The following is an 18830-nucleotide window of genomic DNA, read 5'->3' as shown; positions in this document are numbered from 1 at the left end:
ATGATCGGTCAAAATCCGTCCCAGCCCCAGGTTGGTAGCGCGTATTTGACGGACAGGAACACGGTATTGGACGTGGCCGCATCACCGCCGTCTTCGTATAGCTTGTAGCGATAGCGGTATTCGGCGATGAGGCTCAACTCTTCTGTCAGGAGCCAGGACGGGGACGGCCGAACAGAAGCGTAGCGCGACTCACTGTTGTCGGATCGGGTATCGCTCTCCAAGCCGGCATAGTCATAATTGTCTACATAGTCGACATCGAGTGCGAACGCTGTATAGGGCGTTAACTGATGATTGAGACCGAATGTGGCGCGGTTGCGCGTCACTTGTTCGCCGTCGCTGGAAGGCTCGGCGTCATGTGAAAGCGACATCTTCAGCGCGGTTTGATCGGCGAGTTGATACTTGGCATTGAACTTCAGCCGGTATCCAAGGCCCCCATCATTGTTCGTGTCGGTGGCGCCCTGGTCTTCCAGGCTGTAGCCGAGGCCAACCGAGCCACTGACCGCCAGCCGTTCCGACGGGGCGTAGGCGTATCCCGCCAACGCACTCAGTGTGTCGGAGGCCTGGTCATTCGTGCTGTCGGGATCGAAGTGAAAATAGCTGAAATTGGCGGTAAGCCGGTCGACTTCACTGAGCTTGTGGCCGTAATCGACGGTCGACCCGAAGTATCTATAGTCGGTCTTTTCCGACCCATCATAGGTTACCGATCGATAAAGCCCACCCAGCACGACCTGATCGACGGGGGAAAGAAGATAGGTCCAGCTAGGGTGAACATCCCACGAAGTATAATGGACCGGCTCATCGACGAATTTTCCGGTCTCATCCATATCGGAGGTCAGGTTGGTGTCGCGGATGAAGCTGCCACTGACGCCGAGGGAGCTACGGTCGGTAAGGGCCTTGCTTGTCTTCAGGCGCAACGACTGGTCTTGCGAGTTGAAATCCGTGTGATCCAGGTACTCGGAAAACTCAAACTGTCCATCGAGACTAAAATCGAATGTCGGGGACGTCCGTTGCAGCCGCAAGGCCGGCGTGGTGACAGAAGCGAAGTCACTGATCTCGCTCTCCCGCCCCAACAACAGATTGTCGCCGTAAAGAACCTGCTGCGTCAGACCCGTGTCCAGTTTCCATTCCTGGGCCTCACTGGCGCTGCAGAAACAGAGCGATGTCAGCCCGGCAACTACTCCAAGAATGACGCCAGGTTTGGGTAGCGCAACATATCCGGGCGGCCGTTCCACTAGAAACCGAACCCGCCCTGCGGAACCACGACGACGTCTCCACTTTGCAGCAGTATATTGCTGTCGAGTTTCTCGCCGTCCTCAATAACGGAATAGTCAAACAGTATAGCCGTCTGCTTGCCCGTGGTATCGCGCCTGAGAATTTTGATTTCGTCCTTGTCGGCGAAAGGCGTCAATCCACCAGCCATGCTGAGGGCCTGCATGACGTCCAGTCGGGTATCGAAGGCAAATGTGCCGGGCTGTTTAACCTGGCCCACCACCGAGATCGAATTGCCACTGGCTTTGCGCATGGAGACGGTAACTTCGCTGTCGGTCAGGTTCGGAAAATACTGACTCTTGCGGAGGCTGTCTGCGACCCTCGTTTGAAGCTCCTGCATGGTAAGGCCGAGAGCCTTCATGTTGCCGACCAGGGGAAAGGAAATCCAGCCATCCGGCTGCACGGTCACATCCTCATTCAAATTCTGTTCGCCATAGACAGAAATGTGAAGGAGATCTCCCCCGTTGATGTGATAGGCCTCTTCGTCAGCCCAGCTGGAGAGAATGCCGGCTGCCATGAAGGAAATCACCGCGATCATAAGTGTCGTTAGCCTGGTTGACATTGGAGCCTTCTTGACCGCGTCTCGGTCTTTGTTGTGGGTCGATGATGTGTCGACAATCGTCGCCAAGGTATCGCCGATATCATGGGCAAGCAAACTATCATCTCGACGTGCACTGCTATCTGCTCAGCTTGCCGGGCCGGAAACACGTGCCTCAGTCAATCGGTATGAGTAGTGTCTTCACGAGATCGCACATGTCGCCAGCAAGCATGTGCATAGTCGGGTGAAATGCCTGCTTCCGCCTAAGTAGATTCCGACCCTGCTCCAGATAGTGAGTCGTACGGTAAGGTCCGAGATAGCGCGTCCCAAGACAGGAGCATCGTCCCTAAGACTGGTGCTTTCCTTCGCTGCAGCACAAACATTCTTGCGTCGTCAAGATGCCGTCGTTGCCGAAACTTGGATACTTAATTTTGAGTATTTGGAATGTCAGGTACCGCAATGCTGCAATTGCACTCTACGCCGAAACGACGTCTCGAACCAGCATTTTCGGGTAAAACGCACGAACCGCGGCCGCTTCCGTTAAATCGCAGCCGTCTGATCCCGCGCGATCCAAATCTTGGAGGTGTCCTGCTCGCGATTTGTGACATCAGCGTTGTGCTGAGTTCGATCGCTGCGGTCGCGTCCGTGATGACGTATGTGGATGCCAAGCTGCTTTCCACCAACCTCCCGTATTTCTTTGTTATCAGCCTGTTGAGTGTGTTCCTGGGGCACGCCTTCGCGCAGTCCTACAAGGGCGATAACCTCTCGCGCATTTCCAAAACCACGCGAGTGAAGTTCATCGTCAAACCGACGATCTTGACTGGCCTTGCTATATTGTTTTCCTGCGGCGTGAGCACCCTTCTCGATCATGGCATTCTATCGGTTGGTGAGAGCCTGTCGGCACGAGACCTCATTCCGGAGGTCTGTCTTGTGGCCTTGGCGTCGGCCTCCGTCGGCATCGAGCGGGCGGCCATCTACGGCTTTCTCAGACGCCTGCAAGCATCCGGGCAGCTGTGCACCAATGTGGTGCTGTTCGGCGCAGACACCATTGGCCAACGCTTGATGCAGGTCATTCGCGATGATTATGCGGATTCTGTACAAGTTCGTGGCGTCTTCGACGATCGCGTACAGCGGGTCCCGGACCAAATCCATGGCATCCCTGTCGACGGCGGAATTGAACATCTGATCGCGCTCGTGCAAAACACGCCAACGATAGACAAGGTCCTGGTAGCCTTGCCGATGCATGCCGAGGCGCGAATTTTGCACCTGTTGCACCGATTGCAGCATCTCCTTGTTGATGTCGCGCTGGTGCCTGAGCTTGTCGGCGTTCGAATTGACAAGCAGGTAATACGTGGCGTGCATCCGCCGATCCTCAGTATCTGCCGCAGACCATTGTCGGACATCGATATCCTGATAAAGCGCTGCTTCGACTTCACAGCTGCGCTTGGTGGATTGATCCTGTTGGCACCGATATTTGCCGTGGCAGCCATCGCGATGAAGATAGATAGCCCGGGGCCGATCTGGTTTCGCCAGCCGCGCATGGGGTTCAATAACAACCAGTTTGACGTCCTCAAATTCAGGTCGATGTATGTCGATTGCGCGGATATTGGCGCCCGGCAGCAGACAAAGCGGAACGATGCCCGCGTAACCAGAGTTGGTGCCTGGCTGAGACGTACAAGTGTTGATGAACTGCCGCAGCTTCTGAATGTTCTGCGCGGCGACATGTCTCTCGTAGGACCGCGCCCCCATGCGCTCGGCATGCAGGTCGGCAATCATTTATGTGATGAGATCGTGCGTGGCTACGCCGTCCGTCATCGCATGAAGCCGGGCATTACCGGTTGGGCACAGGTCCGCGGCCTGCGCGGTGCTATCGACGTGCCATCCGCACTTGAGGCGCGCGTCCAGCATGACATCTATTACATCGACAACTGGTCTTTCTTCTTTGATATCCAGATACTCATTTTGACAGTCGTTGAATTGATAAGGCCAAGAAACGCGTTTTGATCAAGGGTGTGAGTGCGGTCGGCCGATTTCGCCAAAAGTGCCTCATGCTGAAGCAATAACTTCAAAAGTCATGAGGGTATTATGAAGATTGCCGTTATCGGCACCGGTTATGTCGGGCTCGTTTCCGGCGCCTGTTTCTCGGAGTTTGGCTTTGACGTCGTCTGCGTCGATCAGGATCGGCAGAAAATCTCCCAGCTGCAAGAAGGCAGAATTCCCATTTATGAGCCCGAGTTGGACGGGTTGGTAAAGACCAACGTCGATCGAGGGCGTTTGGCTTTCACAACAGACCTCGATGCAGCTGTCGCGAATGCAGATGTCGTCTTCATCGCAGTCGGAACACCAAGTCGCCGAGGTGACGGCCATGCCGACCTAACTTATGTCTATGCCGCAGCTGAAATGATTGCAAAACGGATCACAGGCTATACCGTCGTTGTCACAAAATCGACGGTCCCGGTTGGAACCGGGCGAAAGGTTGCTGAGATCATGAAAGCCGCCAATCCGGCTGCGCAATTCGATGTGGTATCGAATCCGGAATTCCTCAGGGAAGGCGCTGCGATCAATGATTTCATGCGTCCGGACCGGGTCGTCATCGGGTGCGAGACGGAGAAGGCGCGCTCCGTCATGAAGCAGCTGTACCGGCCACTTTTCCTGATCGAGACTCCCATCCTGTTCACGAGCCTAGAGACAGCAGAGCTGATCAAATACACCAGCAACGCGTTTTTGGCGATGAAGATCTCCTTCATCAATCAAATCGCCGATCTGTGCGACAAGGTGGGCGCAGATGTTCATGACGTCTCGCGCGGCATGGGTCTCGATGGTCGTATCGGTCCAAAATTCCTTCATCCTGGCCCCGGCTATGGCGGCTCCTGCTTTCCGAAAGATACATTGGCGTTGATGAAGACCGCGCGGGACGTCAACGCACCTCTGTCGCTGGTTGAAGCAACTGTCAGCTTCAACGATGCCCGAAAACATCAGATGACCGATCGGGTCGAAATGGCCGTCGATGGCGGCCTCTCAGGGAAGACGGTCGCGGTGCTTGGGTTGACCTTCAAGCCGAACACCGACGATATGCGGGATGCGCCCAGTCTGGTTATCGTGCCGGAGCTGGTGGCGCGCGGGGCCACCGTCCAGGCGCATGATCCAGTTGGCATCGAAGAAGCGCGAAAGCACATGCCGGGCATCCGCTACTGCGAAGATGCCTATGACACTATGGCAGGTGCCGATGTGCTGGTTATCCTGACCGAATGGAACAGCTATCGGGCGCTTGATCTCAAGCGCATGAAGGGTCTCATGAAAGCCCCCAATGTGGTGGATTTGCGCAACATCTATCAGCTTGCCGAAATGGCACAGTGTGGATATCGCTATGTCAGCCTGGGACGACCGCAGGTTAATTGACGGTCGTTCCAAGGAAGGCGCCAGCCGTCCTTTCCTGTAACGACAGTGACATCTTATGTGCTAGAGATCAGCTCAGAGGTTGACTGCTACAACGTAGACCCCCGGGCAATGCATTGAAGGGTCTGGCCTAGAGAACTATGGTTCTCAGCCATGGGGGCGGCGATTATCGGGTCTCTTGTACCGGGGATGAGGGGCTGCGGCGGCTGTTCATAGAATTGCGGCGACATGATCTGAACGCCGTGTTCCTTGAAGGCATCCTGGATGACACCAAGCCTCGCCGTGCGTGGGATCGTCATCAGGTCGCTGACCAGCAGGACGGCGCAGGGAAGGCCCCCGGAGGCGAGTAGAGCGGCGAGGTGATCAGTTGGCAAAGGCGGCAGGGACAAGGCGAATTGAGGGCTTGCAGGTCGCAAAGGAAGGCTACCCCCCAGCTGTCGCCGATGGACCTCAAATCATAAAGCCGTTGGTAGGACTACTCGCGCGCCCGGGATGAGATGTTCCAGGCGACCGGTACTTTCTCGGCCCCCTGGTATGTGGCACAGCCCGCGATACTAGACGGGGGAGTCTCAATTTCATCACGCATCTACTGAGCCTGGTGCCCTATGATGAGGCGAAACGCCAGAAGATCAGCCTGCCCAAACGGCAGCCTGCAAAGGGCTATTGGGACCCGCAATATGTTTCCAAGAATGTGCCAGAGACGTTCTGAGGCCATGGGTGTCTCAAATCGGGGCGGCGCACAGGCGAAGAGCGGCGGTACGTTGCGGTAACGACCCCTCCCTTGCGCCCCGCGCGGGAGTACTTTGATCAAGCATACTGGCCTGAACCAGCCGGATGGGGAGAAATATCATGAGCGTTGCGAGCACCACGGAAGTCGAGGCTGTCCAGCCGCCACGGTCAGGCAAGTTGACCTTGCTGCCGCTCATCGCTCTCGTCGTCGGCTCGATGATCGGCAGTGGAGTGTTCAACCTCCCCTCCGACATGGCGGGGGCGCCTCGCCCGGCGCCATCATCATCGGCTGGCTGGTGACCGGATTCGGCATGCTGATGCTGGCCTTCGTCTATCAGAGCCTTGCCGTACGGAAACCCGCGCTCAACGCTGGCCCCTATGCCTATGCCCGCGCGGGCTTTGGCACCTATATCGGATTCAACAGCGCCTGGGGCTATTGGCTGAGTGCTTTTCTCGGCAACGTCGCCTATGCCGTCGCCATCTTCTCGGCTCTATCCTATTTCTTTCCGATCTTCGGCGGCGGCAACAATTTGCCCTCGATCATCGGCGCCTCCTTGTGCCTGTGGCTGGTCCATCTCCTGGTGCTGAAGGGTATCAAGCAGGCTGCCTTCATCAATGTTGTGACGACGCTGCCCAAGCTGGTGCCGCTGATGCTGTTCGTGCTGGTAGCGATCGTCAGCTTCAATCTCGACAAGATCACCTTCGACTTCTGGGGCCGCGGCGGTGTCGACGGGGCGGCTGATCTGGGCTCGCTCCTGGAGCAGGTCAAGGGCACCATGCTGGTGACCCTGTGGGTGTTCATCGGCATCGAGGGCGCCAGCGTCTATTCGGCCCGGGCCGCCAAGCGCTCTGATGTCGGGCGGGCGACGGTCATCGGCTTTTTCGGCGTGCTCGGCATCTATGTGCTGGTGTCGATCCTGGCGGCGGGCATCATGATCCAGCCGGAGCTGAGCGGTCTCAAAGTGCCTTCCGTGGCCGGCGTGTTCGAGACACTGGTCGGTCCCTGGGGAGCCGCACTCATCAATCTCGGCCTCATTCTTTCTGTCGGTGGGGCCTTCCTGTCCTGGACACTGCTTTCTGCCGAGATTCCCTATAGCTGCGGCCAGGATGGGACCTTTCCAAAATGGTTCGGCATCGAGAGCCGCAATGGCGTGCCGGCCAATTCGCTGTGGGCAACCAATTTGCTCGTTCAGGGTTTCCTTGTACTCAGCCTGTTTTCGCAGAGTGCCTATCAATTCTTCTACTTCATCGCGTCGGTCGCCATCCTGCCGCCCTATGTGCTGTCAGGGGGATATGCCCTGAAACTTGCCGTGACCGGCGAGGGCTATGCCGACGGCAAGGGGAATCGCAGCCGCGACCTCATCGTCGGCCTGCTCGCGACCCTCTACGGCCTGTGGCTGATCTATGCTGCCGGGCTCACCTACCTCCTGATGTGCACCGTGCTTTTCGCACCCGGCATCCTCGTTTATGCCAAGGCGCGACACGAACAGGGTGTCAAAGCCTTCACCGGCGGGGAGCTGCTGATCGCCATCGTCATCGGCGTGCTGGCAATTGTTGCTGCCTGGCTGATGTGGATCGGGACAATCAGCCCTTTGTGACAGGAATTCGGCGGACGGCAGCGCCGACCCGCCCCAATCGGGAGTGATGAGCCATGCGGACATTGGGCGTTCATTCGGAAGTGGGCAAGCTGCGGACCGTGATGGTGTGCAAGCCGTCCCTGGCGCATCAGCGCCTCACGCCGGCAAACTGCCACGAACTTCTCTATGACGATGTCATCTGGGTGCATGAGGCGCAGAGGGATCATTACGACTTCACGCTCAAGATGCAGGAGCGCGGCATCGAGGTGCTGGAACTCCATGAGATGCTGGCGACCACGCTCGCGGATAAAGTGGCGCGGAACTTTGTGCTCGACCGTCGCGTGACGGTGCATTCGGTCGGCGTCGCCATCAGCGGCATTATTCGACCCTGGCTGGACGAGATGGATCCACAACTGCTGGCGACGCACCTCATCGGCGGCATCGCGGTCTCGGACCTGCCGGATAGTGCCACGCGCAAGATGATGGTCGAGGCCTTCGGGGTCAGCGATTTCATCCTGCCGCCGATTCCCAACACCTTGTTCCAGCGCGACTCCTCCTGCTGGATCTATGGTGGCGTCACCGTCAACCCGATGTACTGGCCGGCACGCCAGCCGGAGACGCTGCTGCAGCGCGCGGTCTACAAATTCCACCCCTTCTTCAAGGATGCCGATTTCAAGATCTGGTGGGGCGATTCCGACGAGCCGTTCACCGGCGCTTCGATGGAAGGCGGCGACGTCATGCCGATCGGCAAGGGCATCGTGCTCATCGGCATGGGCGAGCGCACGACGCACCAGGCGGTGGGGCAGGTCGCCCAGCAATTGTTCAAGCACAATGCGGCGACCCGGGTCATTGCCTGCCTGTTGCCGAAAAGCCGTGCCGCGATGCATCTCGACACCGTCTTCAGCTTCTGCGACCGCGATCTTGTCACCGTGTTCCGCGAGGTGGTGGACCAGATCCGCTGCTACAGCATCTACCCTGAGAACAATGAGGTTGGCTTCAAGGTAAGCCCTGAGCCGAAGCAGATGCTGGAAGTGGTGCGCGAGGCGTTGGGCCTCAAGGAACTGCGGGTGGTGGGCACCGGCGGCGACAGCTTTGAGGCGGAGCGTGAGCAGTGGGATGACGGCAACAATGTCGTGGCCTTGGAGCCGGGCGTGGTCGTCGCCTATGACCGCAACGTCTATACCAACACGTTGCTGCGCAAGGCGGGCGTCGAGGTGATCACCATCCGAGGTGCGGAGCTCGGTCGCGGGCGTGGCGGTGGCCATTGCATGACTTGCCCGATCTGGCGCGAGCCCGCCTACTGACTTCCTGCTGAACCCGTTCTTCGGAGATTCGCCATGAGCTTCAATCTGCGCAACCGTTCGCTCCTCACGGTGCAGGACTATACGCCGCGGGAATTCCGCTATCTGCTCGATCTCGCCCGCGACCTGAAGCGAGCCAAATATGCCCGCACGGAGCAGCGGCATCTCGCCGGCAAGGAGATCTGCCTCATCTTCGAGAAGACCTCGACCCGCACGCGCTGCGCCTTCGAGGTGGCGTGCCACGACCAGGGCGCCAATGTCACCTATCTCGACCCCCAGGGTTCGCAGATCGGGCACAAGGAATCCTTCAAGGACACCGCGCGAGTACTGGGTCGCATGTATGACGCGATCGAGTATCGTGGCTCGGCCCAGGAGGGTGTCGAGCAACTGGCCAAGTATGCGGGCGTCCCGGTCTATAATGGCCTCACCAACGAATACCATCCCACGCAGATGCTGGCCGACGTGATGACCATGCGCGAGCACAGTGACAAGCCGATCGCCGAAATCAAATACGCCTATGTCGGCGATACGCATTCGAACATGGGCCATTCGCTGATGATCGTCGGCTGCCTCATGGGCATGGATGTACGCATCGCCGGGCCGAAATCGCTGTGGCCGGCGGCGGAGTATCGGAAGATCGCCGAGGATCTGGCGGCCAAGTCCGGTGCGCGCCTGACCATCACCGAGGATCCGGCCGCGGCCGTGAAAGGCGTCGATTTCATCCACACCGATGTCTGGGTGTCGATGGGCGAGCCCAAAGAGGTTTGGAAGGAACGCATCGAGCTGCTTACCCCCTATCAGGTCAATGCAGCCCTGATGAAGGCCAGTGGCAATTCGCAGGTGAAGTTCATGCATTGCTTGCCGGCCTTCCACGATACCGAAACGACGCTGGGCAAGCAGATCGCCGAGGATTACGGCATGACCAATGGTCTGGAGGTCACCAACGACGTTTTTGAATCGGAGGCCAATGTCGCCTTCGAGCAAGCCGAGAACCGGCTGCACACGATCAAGGCCATCCTGGTCGCAACGCTGGGGGATTGAGGTCATGCGGATTGTGGTGGCGTTGGGCGGCAACGCCCTCCTGAAGCGCGGTGAGCCGATGACGGCGGAAGCGCAGCGCAGCAATATCCGTATCGCGGCCGCAGCTCTGGCACCTGTCGCGCAAGAACATCAATTGGTGATTACGCATGGCAACGGCCCCCAGGTCGGCCATCTTGCGCTGCAGGGTGCCGCCTACAAGCCGGAGGAGGCCTATCCGCTCGACGTGCTCGGCGCCGAGACGGAGGGCATGATCGGTTACATGATCGAGCAGGAGATGGGCAACAGGCTGCCGTTCGAGGTGCCGTTTGCCACCATCCTCACCATGGTGGAGGTGGATGGCGAGGATCCCGGCTTCCACAATCCGACCAAGTTTGTGGGACCGGTCTATGACGCGAGTGCCGCGGAGCGCATCACCCTGGAGAAGGGTTGGGTCTTCAAGAAGGATGGCGAGAAGTGGCGCCGGGTGGTGCCGTCGCCGCTCCCAAAGCGCATCTTCGAGTTGCGGCCGATCAAATGGCTGCTGGAACATGGCACCATCGTCATCTGCGCCGGCGGCGGCGGGATTCCCACCCTGTACAAGCCCGGCGCCACGCGCGAGTTGATCGGCGTCGAGGCGGTAATCGACAAGGATCTGTGCTCGGAATTGCTGGCGCGCGAGCTCGAAGCCGACCTCCTCGTCATGGCGACGGATGTCGATGCGGTCTATGTCGACTGGGGGAAACCCACGGCGAAGGCGCTGCACCGGGCGCATCCGGATGCGCTCGGGGCCTATGATTTCCCAGCAGGCTCAATGGGGCCGAAGGTCAGCGCCGCGGTCCAGTTTGCAAAGCTCAGCGGGAAGACGGCCGCCATCGGCGCGCTCGCGGATATTCCGGCCATCGTGCGCGGCGAGAAGGGGACCTTGATTGGACGATCCTTCCAGGGCCAGGCCATTCAAGGTCTGAGCTGGCATACCGCCCAGTGAAGGTGCGCATCCCCGGGCAAGGCCCGAAACATGTCGGATCCGGATCAGCCAATCAAACCAGAACGCGCCGCAAATGACGGTGTGCTGAGGCCGAGACCGATCGATGCGCTGATACCGCTCGTGGCGCTGATCGAGACCTGAGCTATGTGCTGTCGATGGTCCATTAAGGGCTGCAGATCCTCAGCCCAAGCGTCTTCCTCGCGTCGATGGCGATCATCTCAGGTTCATATTCTGGCGACAAGACCTCGCTGCTCTCGGGCACCGCTTATCTTGCAACCGCCGTCGCCGGTTCGACCATCTATGACCATCTCCGGGAATCGCTATGGACGTCTGGCCGCGCCTTGGCGCTCGCGATCCTGTTGTTCAGCTGGCTTGGCGAAGCCGGCGATTTCAGGCCGGGGGTGGTGCTGCAGGGAAAAGAGCAGGGCGCGCATAGCTCGCCCTGGAGATTTCTGCCTTTGGTCCTTGTCCTCGGTCGTGCTTCTGCGATTCGCCGCGCGACCGAACAGGGGCTCAACCAGATCATGGCTCTTTCCTTTCTGGCGACCTTCTGCAACGATCGCAATCGCCGCATCAATAGTCTTGAGGCGGACTGGCCGGGCCTGTTCGAAGGTTTCGCCAAGGGGGCCTATGATTATTATCTCAAGGAACTGAAGCCGCCCGGTTTCACCCTGACGGCGCAGATTCTTGACTATCCGGAGGGGATGCCGGGGACAGTCGGCATTTTCCTCCACTGGGAGCGTTAGGAAAAGACCGCCAGCCGGGTCGCTGGCCCGACTGCAACAGGAGCAGTGATGCGTCGAATTCTGGGGATCTCCTTGATGCTGTTGGCCTTGCCGACGGTGTCCTGGGCGGAGGAAGCGACCGACCAGGCATCCGCGCCGACGGCCCTCATCGTCGGGACAGTCCCGGCCATGAAACAGAAAATTTCGGAATCGATGAGCTTCGTCGGCCGTGTCGACGCGATCGAACGGGTCGAGGTCGTGGCGCGGGTATCCGGCTATCTTGAGGAGGTGCTCTTCAAGGAAGGCGACACCGTCGCGGCCGGCGCACCGCTCTACCGGATCGAAAAGGAACTTTTCGAAGCGGCGGTGAAACAGGCCGAAGGTACGGTGAAAAGCGCCAAGGCTTCAGTCATCCTTGCCCAGCAGCAGAAATCGCGTACGACGCAACTCCTTGAAAAGGAAGTAGCGTCCCGCATGTCGATGGACCAGGCGGAAGCCGCCGTCTCGCAGGCCGAGGGTGATGTCGGTGCCACGTCGGCCAACCTCCTCACCGCCCAGATCAACCTCGGCTACACCGATATCCGCTCGCCGATCGCCGGCAAAATCGGCCGGACGGCGTTGACCAAGGGCAATGTCGTCGGCCCGGAAAGCGGACCGCTCACCGTGATCGTCAGCCAGGACCCGATGTATGTGACCTTTCCGGTCAGTCAGCGCGAATTCCTGCGCGCGCAGCAAGGCGCCGATCCGCAAAAGCCCGATTTCATCGTCAAGGTGCACTTCGCCGACGGGACCGAGTATTCGGAAACAGGCAAGATCGACTTTGTCGACGTAACCACCGATCGCAGCACCGACACGATCGCGGTTCGCGCGGTGTTTCCCAATCCAAAGGGCAACCTGGTCGATGGCCAACTGGTGCAGGTCGAACTGGCGAGCAGTTCGACCACCGAAGTGGTAACAGTGCCGCAATCTTCCCTGCTGGCGGACCAGACCGGCCCCTATCTCTTTGCCGTCGAGGATGGCAAGGCCGTCGTCAAGCGGATCAAGACCGGCGGCGAGCAGGGGCCGAATATCGTTGTGGCGGAGGGGCTTGCCGGCGGCGAACTAGTGATCGTTGAGGGGCTGCAGTTCGTCCGGCCCGGCGCGGCGGTGACGACCGCGCCGATCCCGGCCGCCACCGGACTGGAATAAGGCAATGCTGTCAGCCATCTTCGTCGACCGACCGCGCCTTGCCATCGTAATCGCCATCGTCACACTGATCGGTGGGCTGCTGTCGCTGTTCGTCATCCCGGTGGCGCAATATCCGGATATCGTGCCGCCGCAGGTCTCCGTCACCACCAGCTATCCGGGTGCCTCGGCGGCGATCGTCGATGCGACCGTGGCGCAGCCGATCGAGGCGCAGGTGGTCGGCGTCGACAAGATGATGTATATGAAGAGCGTCAGCGGCAATGACGGCAGCTATACGCTCACCGCGTCGTTCGAGCTCGGCACCGATCCCGACATCAACACCGTCAACCTGAACAACCGCGTCCAGGTTGCCTTGTCGAAGCTGCCGCAAGAAGTGCAGCGCCAAGGTGTCACGGTCAAGAAGAAATCCTCGGCCCTGCTCGCCGTGATCGCCGTCTATGCACCTAAGAACAGCCACGACCCGCTGTTCATTTCCAACTATGTGACGATCAACCTGCTTGACCAGGTGAAGAGCGCGCCCGGTGTCGGCGATGCGGCGCTGTGGGGTCCGCAGGACTATGCGATGCGCGCCTGGCTGAAGGCCGACCGCCTGACGGGACTCAGTCTCACCCCGGGCGATATCATCAGCGCGATCCAGGCGCAGAACATGCAGGCGGCTGTGGGGCGGATCGGTGCACGCCCGATTTCCGACGAACAACAACTTCAGCTCAACATCCAGACCAAGGGCCGATTGACCTCGGCGGAAGAGTTTGGGCAAATCGTCATCCGGACCAATTCCGACGGTTCCGTGCTGCGGCTAAGCGACGTCGCGCGCCTGGAACTCGGGGCGGCGAACCTGGACCGAGAGACGCGCTTCAACGGCACGGCCTCCTCGGTGATGGCAATCTACCAGGCGCCGGGCGCCAATTCCATCGCCACCCTGGAAGGGGTGAAGGCACGGCTGGCGGAACTGGAGAAGAGCTTCCCCGAGGATCTGGCCTGGAAGGTCACCTACGATCCAACCACCTTCGTCAAGGCCACGGTTCATGAGGTGCAGAAGACGCTGATCGAGGCCTTCATCCTGGTCGTGATTGTAGTCTATCTGTTCCTCGGCAGTCTGCGGGCGACCCTCATTCCGGTTCTTGCCGTGCCGGTCAGCCTCATTGGCGCCTTCATCGTGCTCAATGCCATCGGGTACTCGGCAAACTCCGTCTCGCTGCTGGCCGTGGTGCTGGCGATCGGCATCGTGGTCGATGACGCAATCGTCGTCGTGGAGAATGTCGAGCGCGTGATGGAGGAGCATCCGGAGCTGTCGGCGGCCGAAGCCACCAAGAAGGCGATGGCTGAAATCACCGCGCCGATCATCGCCATCACCCTGGTCCTGCTGTCGGTGTTCGTGCCGGTAGCCTTCATTCCGGGCATCTCGGGTGAACTGTTCCGGCAGTTCGCGGTGACGGTGGCCGTCGCCATGTTTCTTTCCGCCATCAATGCCTTGACCCTGTCACCGGCGATGTGCGGTGTCCTGTTGAAACGCCACGCGGGACCGCGGCGCGGTGTCATGGGCCATGTGATGCGCGGGATCGACTGGATCCGCGACGCCTATGGCGACCTCGTGGCGCGGATTGTCCGGATTTCCATCATCGGCCTTGCCGTGGCGCTGGTGGCGGCGGTGGGGACCGTGGCGGTCGGCAAGGTGACGCCGACAGGTTTCCTGCCGGAAGACGATCAGGGCGCCTTTTTCGTCGTCGTGCAATTGCCTGAAGGCGCCTCCCTCGGCCGGACCATGGCGGTCATCGGCGATGCGGAGAAAGCCCTCCGGGACGAGAAGGCGGTCGAGGATTTCACGTCCGTCGTGGGCCTCAACTTCATCGACAATTATTCACAGGCCAATGCGGCCTTCATCGTGGTGACGCTGAAGCCGTTCGAGGAACGCAAGGACGCCGCCATGAAGGTGGATGCCGTCATGGCCCGGCTCGCGGGCAAGTTCCGGGCAATTCGCGGCGGCGTGGTGGTGCCGCTGGCGCCGCCTCCGATCGTCGGCCTCGGCACCGGCGGCGGCTTTACCTATGTATTGAAGGATCTGCGCGGCGGCGATCCGAAGACTTTGGCGCAGGTGCTGCGCGGCCTGGTCGTGGCCGCCAACCAGGATCCGCAACTGCGCAATGTGTTCACGACCTTCTCGGCGACCAGCCCCTCGGTCTATCTCGATATCGACCGCGACAAGGTGCAGGTGCTGGGCGTTCGTCTCGACGATGTGTTCCAGTCGCTCCAGGCCTATCTCGGCGGATATTATGTCAATGACCTGAACCTGTTCGGGCGCACCTGGCAGGTGCAGATCCAGGCCGAGGCCGCCGACCGCTCCCGGATCGAGGATATCTACAACATCAACGTGCGCAGCGCCGAGGGCAAGATGGTGCCCCTCCGCAGCCTGCTCGAGGTCAGGATCGTGACCGGACCGCCCGGCATCATCCGCTACAACAATGTGCGCGCGGTGACGGTGCAAGGCAGCCCTGCCCTGGGCGTGTCCTCCGGCCAGTCACTGCAGGCGATGGAGGCGGTGGCGGCCAAGACCTTGCCGCCGGGCTTCGCCGGCGAATGGACCGATACGGCTTTCCAGGAAAAGCGCGCCGAGGGCAAGACGGCGGCGATCCTGGCGATGGCGGTTCTGTTCGCCTATCTGTTCCTGGTCGCGCTCTATGAAAGCTGGACCATTCCGGTCCCGGTGCTGCTCTCGGTCACAGTCGGCGTATTCGGCGGTTTCGGTGCCGTGATGCTGGCCGGCCTTACCTTCGATCTCTATGCGCAGATCGGCTTGGTTGTGCTCATCGGCCTCGCCGCCAAGAACGGCATTCTGATCGTCGAATTTTCCAGGAACTGCGCAGCAAGGGATACAGCCTGTACCGTGCCGCGACGGAAGGTGCTCGCCTGCGCTTCCGGCCGGTGATGATGACATCCTTTGCCTTCATCCTCGGCCTCTATCCGCTGGTGGTGGCCGTGGGTGCCTCGGAACTGGCGCGCCGCGACGTCGGCACGCCGGTTTTCGGCGGCATGATCGCGGCGTCATTCCTCGGCATCTTCGTGATCCCGCCGCTCTATGTCGTCTTTCAGTGGGGCCGTGAAAAGCTGCGCCCGTCAACCAAGCCGGCGCAAGAGATTCCCGATATCAGGCCGGCCGACATTGAGGCGACTCCGGCACCTTGAGCTAAGGCAAATCGACGCAGGGCCAACTGGCTGGGGGCGTGAAGCCAGGCGGTAGTTGCGTTGCCGCATCGCCACAGGCCGTGGCCAGTTGTGCCGCGGTCAGGTCGATGACCCGTGACAGGTCGGCGCCGACGAGATTTGCCCGATAGAGATCGGCATCGGCAAGATCGGCATTGCCGAATTGCGCGTTGCTGAGGTCGGTGCGGGCCAGATAAGCACCCTGCAGATTGGCGCCGGTGAGATCGACGTTGACCAGGGATGCCCGCCCGAATTCGGTTCCTTGCAGGTCGCTGCCCACAAGGCGCGCATCAGTAAGGTCGGCGCGATGCAACTCAGTCTTCACGAGCCGGGCCGCACTGAGATCAGCACCGCGGAGATTGGTGCGGTCCAGCAAGGCTTTGCCGAGGTCCGCGCGCAACAGCACGGCACCCGCCATCTGTGTTCGCAACAAAATGGCGGAACTCAGATTGGCGCCGGTAAAATTGGCGCCTGCGAGATCGCTGCTGGTGAAATTCACGCCGGCGAGATTGGCGCCCTGGAAATTGGTGCCGTCCATGCGGCGGTTGAGCTTTTGACAGCCGGACCAATCGACGCCAGGCGCCGGCTTGTCATTGCAATCGGCGAAGCTGGGCGGTGCGAGGGCGCCCAGGAACAGCAGCGCGAAGACGAGACGCAGCCAGGACCGGAATGGGACGCCCGCCCGGCAAGCCGCCCAACCGCTACATCGGACAATCATGGCCTACCTCCCGCTGTCAGCACCGCAACCGGTTTGGATCAGGATCCGTGGTATCTGCCGATGTCGAGCATTGTGGATGTCTTCGATTCTTAGGGCATCAACAATCGGCCGGGATCACCATTTGCCGGGATCGAGCAGCCAATCCTCAACCGCGGGCCTTGTCGCCTCGATCCGCGCCAGGCCCGCTGCGTCCAGGAGCGGCATCTTGAACAAAGACAGATTGTTGACCAGTTGGCCCTCATTCTCGACCCCGATGACGAGGCCGTCGATCCAGCCCAAAGACCGGAGGTAATTGACGGCAAGCTGCGCAACACTTGCCTGGTCGAGATCGTGGGCGGTCTGCCGCAGCCAGCGGATGATCTCGCCAGCGCTGCTGCCGGCCTGCTGCGGCCATCCTGCAGGGTCGTCCTGCAGCAGCACACCCTGCAGGAAGATGCTGCGGGCATGGACCGTGATATCAGGTCGCGCCGCGAATCTCTCGGCCAAGCCCATCTCGCCCCAGCGTCGATCAAGGATGTTGATCGGTACCTGCATATGTTTCACCTCGGGATCGCTGACATATTCCAGCGCTTCCTCCGGGTTCACGACCGATACGCCGAGCTTGCTGATGATGCCTTCGTCCCGCAGCTCAAGGAGGCGGCGCCAGGCAGCACCCTTCCAGGCATGCCGCGCGAAGACAAGGTGCAGCAGCAGGACCGGGAGATGCCGGGTACGCAGCGCGCGGCAGGACGCAAAGATACTGGCGTCGATGGCGGCGCGTACCGCCCATTCCGGGGCATCCAGCGGCACATGCTGCAGCGGATGCAGCTTGGTTACGATAGTGCGTGCCGGATCGTGGATCGGACCGAAGGCGTCGCCCAGGCGCATCTCGGCGATTCCGTAGTTGCGGGCGGTGTCGAAATCGGTGATGCCGATATCGGCGGCCCTGCGCATAAGGGCGACCGCTTCAGCGTTGCTTGGGAAGGCGAACTGGCGCAGCTTGCCATAGGGCATGCCGAGTTGGACGGTACCCAGCACGAAGTGAGCCGGCCTCCTGCCGTTGCTCATCGCCGCGGGCCTGTGGGACGACGCAGTTCCGACAAGGTTGTCAGGCGGGGGGGATGGCTAGGCGCCTGGACAATGATGCGCATTGACAAACTCTGATCCGGGTGGGTTATTAGGCGCGATCTTGGCAGAAATTCACCACTGATAGCAATAGGTTGCTGGAGCTCTTGACGTGAACATCGACGCGCGGATTTGTGCCGGACATGGCCCTGGAAACTGACGGCTTCAACAGCATCCGGCGAGAGGCCCCCTTGCGTCTGGGCATCATTGGCAGCAGCGCCGGCAATGGCCATCCTTATTCATGGGCGGCAATCTGCAACGGCTATGATGCGGCACTGATGGCTGACTGCCCCTTTCCAGGCATCCCCGCATATCTCGCCGCGCGCCGGTTTCCCGACGATCGGCTGAGGGAAGCGATCGTCACCCATATCTGGACCCAGGATTCGTCGGAATCGCGGCGCATCGCCGGTGCCAGCCGCATTGCCACGATCACCGCGGTACCCGAGGACATGATCGGCGCCGTCGATGGGCTGCTGCTGGCGCGCGACGATGCCGAGAATCACGCGCGCTTTGCTGTGCCGTTTCTGCGCGCCGGCCTGCCCGTCTATCTCGACAAGCCGCTGGCACTCAGCATTGCTGCGGCAAATCAGCTTCTGGCGGAAGAGCGTTATCCGGGGCAGATATTTACCGGCACCGCCGTTGCCTGGGCGGAAGAGATGCGTCTGACGCCAGAGCAGGCGACGCGTATTGGCAAGGTGCGCCATGTCATTGGCGTTACGCCGAAATATTGGGACACCTATGCCGTCCATGTGATCGAGCCGGCCTTGCAGTTGCTGGGCGAAGAAACTGCGCCGGCGGAGATCACCGCCACCGGGGGCGGCACGCAGCGCCTGGTTGACGCCGTCTGGGCCAGCGGCGCCACGGCGCAATTCGCAGCCCTTGGCAGCATAGCCGCGCCGATCAGCCTTGCCGTCTATGGCGAGAGCGGCCACGACAATCTGGTTTTCAGGGATTCCTTCACCGCCTTCCGCACCGCCCTGCAGCAGTTCTGCACCGGCGTTCTGACGAGGCAACGCATGTTCAGCCAGCCACGCATGATGGCCGTGACCGCAATCATCGAGCGTGGTCGCGCAACGGGTGGATGA

At 60.5% G+C, this 18830-nt stretch carries 12 protein-coding genes and 2 pseudogenes; 10 read left to right on the top strand and 4 right to left on the bottom strand.

Going from position 1 to position 18830, the window contains the following annotated elements:
- Positions 1 to 8 precede the first annotated feature (8 nt).
- Both IPK59_22115 and IPK59_22110 read right to left on the bottom strand, forming a co-directional pair.
- Positions 9 to 1232, bottom strand: a complete 1224-nt coding sequence (locus IPK59_22115) for an outer membrane beta-barrel protein (GenBank protein ID MBK8161328.1) — start codon at positions 1230 to 1232, stop codon at positions 9 to 11.
- Positions 1232 to 1924, bottom strand: a complete 693-nt coding sequence (locus tag IPK59_22110; GenBank protein MBK8161327.1) for a polysaccharide export protein — start codon at positions 1922 to 1924, stop codon at positions 1232 to 1234. The genes IPK59_22115 and IPK59_22110 overlap by 1 nt, the downstream gene beginning before the upstream one ends.
- A gap of 327 nt (positions 1925 to 2251) precedes the next feature.
- On the opposite strand from IPK59_22110, the gene IPK59_22105 reads away from it, so the two are divergent.
- The 9 genes and pseudogenes from IPK59_22105 (at position 2252) to IPK59_22065 (ending at position 15905) form a co-directional block, all read left to right on the top strand.
- On the top strand, positions 2252 to 3811 hold the full coding sequence (locus IPK59_22105; protein MBK8161326.1) for an exopolysaccharide biosynthesis polyprenyl glycosylphosphotransferase: 1560 nt from the start codon (positions 2252 to 2254) through the stop codon (positions 3809 to 3811).
- Positions 3812 to 3892: 81 nt separating this feature from the next.
- Positions 3893 to 5206 (top strand): UDP-glucose/GDP-mannose dehydrogenase family protein, encoded by a 1314-nt coding sequence (locus IPK59_22100; protein MBK8161325.1) that lies wholly within the window; start codon positions 3893 to 3895, stop codon positions 5204 to 5206.
- A gap of 846 nt (positions 5207 to 6052) precedes the next feature.
- Positions 6053 to 7530: pseudogene (gene arcD, locus IPK59_22095) on the top strand (arginine-ornithine antiporter).
- 53 nt (positions 7531 to 7583) lie between these two features.
- Positions 7584 to 8813, top strand: coding sequence for an arginine deiminase (locus IPK59_22090; protein MBK8161324.1), 1230 nt, complete (start codon positions 7584 to 7586; stop codon positions 8811 to 8813).
- A 33-nt stretch (positions 8814 to 8846) separates the two neighbouring features.
- Positions 8847 to 9851, top strand: a complete 1005-nt coding sequence (locus IPK59_22085; protein ID MBK8161323.1) for an ornithine carbamoyltransferase — start codon at positions 8847 to 8849, stop codon at positions 9849 to 9851.
- A 4-nt stretch (positions 9852 to 9855) separates the two neighbouring features.
- On the top strand, positions 9856 to 10815 hold the full coding sequence (gene arcC / locus IPK59_22080) for a carbamate kinase (protein MBK8161322.1): 960 nt from the start codon (positions 9856 to 9858) through the stop codon (positions 10813 to 10815).
- A 206-nt stretch (positions 10816 to 11021) separates the two neighbouring features.
- Positions 11022 to 11561, top strand: coding sequence for a hypothetical protein (locus IPK59_22075; GenBank protein MBK8161321.1), 540 nt, complete (start codon positions 11022 to 11024; stop codon positions 11559 to 11561).
- Positions 11562 to 11609: 48 nt separating this feature from the next.
- Complete coding sequence (locus tag IPK59_22070) at positions 11610 to 12728, top strand: efflux RND transporter periplasmic adaptor subunit (protein ID MBK8161320.1); 1119 nt, start codon at positions 11610 to 11612, stop codon at positions 12726 to 12728.
- A gap of 4 nt (positions 12729 to 12732) precedes the next feature.
- Positions 12733 to 15905 (top strand): annotated as a pseudogene (locus IPK59_22065) (efflux RND transporter permease subunit).
- Between the two features lies 1 nt (position 15906).
- Here the strand turns inward: IPK59_22065 and IPK59_22060 are convergent.
- Positions 15907 to 16641, bottom strand: coding sequence for a pentapeptide repeat-containing protein (locus tag IPK59_22060; protein MBK8161319.1), 735 nt, complete (start codon positions 16639 to 16641; stop codon positions 15907 to 15909).
- 114 nt (positions 16642 to 16755) lie between these two features.
- Positions 16756 to 17658 (bottom strand): aldo/keto reductase, encoded by a 903-nt coding sequence (locus IPK59_22055; protein MBK8161318.1) that lies wholly within the window; start codon positions 17656 to 17658, stop codon positions 16756 to 16758.
- Between the two features lie 230 nt (positions 17659 to 17888).
- On the opposite strand from IPK59_22055, the gene IPK59_22050 reads away from it, so the two are divergent.
- The gene (locus IPK59_22050; GenBank protein MBK8161317.1) at positions 17889 to 18830 is read left to right on the top strand and encodes a Gfo/Idh/MocA family oxidoreductase; all 942 of its coding nucleotides are present in this window, start codon (positions 17889 to 17891) and stop codon (positions 18828 to 18830) included.

This window comes from Rhodospirillaceae bacterium, assembly GCA_016712715.1.
In the GTDB taxonomy this organism is placed as follows: domain Bacteria; phylum Pseudomonadota; class Alphaproteobacteria; order Dongiales; family Dongiaceae; genus Dongia.
This window is presented reverse-complemented; position numbering and strand designations above follow the sequence as displayed.

Bases quoted from the DNA above. Each gene is read 5' to 3' on its own strand.
- IPK59_22105 (MBK8161326.1), top strand. From the start codon at position 2,252: ATGTCAGGTACCGCAATGCTGCAATTGCACTCTACGCCGAAACGACGT.
- IPK59_22100 (MBK8161325.1), top strand. From the start codon at position 3,893: ATGAAGATTGCCGTTATCGGCACCGGTTATGTCGGGCTCGTTTCCGGC.
- IPK59_22090 (MBK8161324.1), top strand. From the start codon at position 7,584: ATGCGGACATTGGGCGTTCATTCGGAAGTGGGCAAGCTGCGGACCGTG.
- IPK59_22085 (MBK8161323.1), top strand. From the start codon at position 8,847: ATGAGCTTCAATCTGCGCAACCGTTCGCTCCTCACGGTGCAGGACTAT.
- arcC (MBK8161322.1), top strand. From the start codon at position 9,856: ATGCGGATTGTGGTGGCGTTGGGCGGCAACGCCCTCCTGAAGCGCGGT.
- IPK59_22075 (MBK8161321.1), top strand. From the start codon at position 11,022: ATGGCGATCATCTCAGGTTCATATTCTGGCGACAAGACCTCGCTGCTC.
- IPK59_22070 (MBK8161320.1), top strand. From the start codon at position 11,610: ATGCGTCGAATTCTGGGGATCTCCTTGATGCTGTTGGCCTTGCCGACG.
- IPK59_22060 (MBK8161319.1), bottom strand. From the start codon at position 16,641: ATGATTGTCCGATGTAGCGGTTGGGCGGCTTGCCGGGCGGGCGTCCCA.
- IPK59_22050 (MBK8161317.1), top strand. From the start codon at position 17,889: ATGGCCCTGGAAACTGACGGCTTCAACAGCATCCGGCGAGAGGCCCCC.